The organism is Pseudoduganella sp. RAF53_2 (genome assembly GCF_052113985.1).
Lineage (GTDB): Bacteria > Pseudomonadota > Gammaproteobacteria > Burkholderiales > Burkholderiaceae_D > Rugamonas.
The window spans coordinates 1-2,040 of the sequence record NZ_JBFRDW010000850.1 but is presented as its reverse complement, the minus strand read 5'-3'; the positions used below and the strand labels follow the sequence as shown (position 1 = coordinate 2,040).

General features: G+C 66.7%; 1 pseudogene. It reads right to left on the bottom strand.

The window, feature by feature from the left end:
- Positions 1 to 1,892: pseudogene (locus AB4Z11_RS30290) on the bottom strand (hypothetical protein); the annotation flags it as partial.
- Between the last annotated feature and the right edge of the window lie 148 nt (positions 1,893 to 2,040).

The window sequence follows — 2,040 nt, the reverse complement described above, 5'->3', positions numbered from 1 at the left end:
CCCACGGCGGCGGCCGTCCCGCCCGCTGCCGCGCTGGCTGCCTGATTGCGCGCTGTGATCTCGGCGTTGACGCGGGTGCGTTCAGCTGCTGCTGACGTGCTGGCCGCCGTAGCCGCGCGTTGCGCCGTCTGCGAATTGGCCGATGCTTCAGTGGCCGCCTGCTGGCGCGCCGCGTTGTCCGCCGCCGTGCGCGTGGCCAGATCGGCCGCAATCGCCGCAGCCTGCGCGCGCCGCAGAGCTTCACGCTGCGTTTGCAGGCGCTCTTCCTGCTGCTCGTCCTGGACTTGTTGCGTGGTCTGGCGTGCTTGCTGCAGCCGGTCGTCGTACTGCGTTTGCGTGAGACGCTGCTGCTGCAGGCGGTCCTGCGCAGCCGTCTGCTGCCGTGCGGCTTCAGTGCGTGTTGCGTCCTCCTGCGTGGACTGCACCTGGTTCTGCGTAGTCTGCGCCTGCTGCAAACGTTCCTGCGCCGTGCGGGTGTCCTGCGTACGCTGCGCCTGATTGCGCGCGTCCCGCAAGGCTTGCTGGGCTGCGTTGAATTCGTCGATAGCCGCTTGCCGCGCCTGGGCCAGGCGTGCTGCCACCAGTTGAGCATCCTGGGCTTGCGCGGACTGCTCGGCGACCGCCTGACGGGCAGCGTTCAGGCGGTCAGCCGCTGCGCGTTCGGCGCGGGTCTGGCCAAGCTGCGTGTTCTCGGTCTGCTGGGCTGCTTGCTGCGACGCCAGTTGCTGAGCCGCTTGCTGCGCCGCGTTCTGTTGCGCCGCCTGCTGCGTGCTGGCCTGCTGCGCGGCCGAGAGACGCGCTGCGTCCTGTTGGGCGGCCGTCTGCTGCGCCGCTGCCTGTTGTGCCGTCGCCTGTTGCGCGGCGAGACGGGTAGCTGCCTGCGTGTTCGCTGTTTGCTGTGCTGTGGCCTGCTGCGTCGCTCGCGTGCGCTGTTCTGCCGTGAGACGGTCGGCATTCGCCTGCGTCACCGCATCTTCCTCGCGTGTGCTGGTCAGCTGCCGCGCGGTGGCGGCCTGCGCTTCGGCGATGCGCTGCTGCTGGGTTGCCTCCTGATTGGTGGACAGCTGGGCATTGGCGACGTCACGCGCCGTCTGCAAGCGATCAGCGGCGGCACGGGCCTGCTGGCTTTGCGCAGCGAGGTTCGCATCCTCCTGCGTTTGCTCCAGCCGTTGCGCATCGAGACGGGCCTGCTGATCGCGGGCCGCCTGGACGCGCGCCTGCTCCTGCTGCTGGGCCGTGGCCTGCGCCTGCAACGCCGCTTCGCGTTGCGCTGCCGTTTGCGTGGCCGGTGTCGCGGTATTGGTGATCGCATCCAGCAGCGCCAGATCGTTGGCTGCGCCCGGCACTTCGGGTGTCGTGTCGGGCAGGGTCTGCGCGGCCGTGATGACGGCCGGCGCGGCGCTGGCCGCAGCGTTCGCGAAAGAGGTAGCGACACTGGACAGCGTGGTCAGAGTGCGTTGCGGATTCGCCTGGAATGCCGACTCCAGTGCACCGGGATCGACCGCGAGCGCCGTGGTGCCGGCGTTGAGCTGCGAAGGCACCAGGGATACGCCCAGATTCTGCAGTCCGTTCAGTTGGCCTTGCAGCGCCTGCGTCAGGGGCAGGGCGGCGGGTGTGCTGTCCGCCGAGTTGAAGGCTTCCGCCAGCGACTGCACGATATCGCTGAGCTGCGTTACCTGGTCCGTGTTGACCGTTGACCCCGTAGCCGCCGCCAGATCGCGCAAGCGCCGCTGCGACAAGGCCAGCGAAGACAGCACCTGCCCGAAGGAGGACACGTCCGACACATCGCTGGTATCAGTGGTGGAGGTCACGTCCGTAGTGCCCGTAACAAGGCCAGCCGCCGCCAATGGCGCGGTTGAGTTCACATCGGAAATGGCGGAAACGGGGAACATACCTACCCTCACTTTAATCGCAATAGCCGAGAGTGCCAGCATTTTCTCAATCGTGCGGTGCAATAGCGAACACAGACAATAAATTCATAAAAACTGAATAATTCATTGATATCCATGGCGTTGTTTGCAAGATCCGGAACTCCTATAG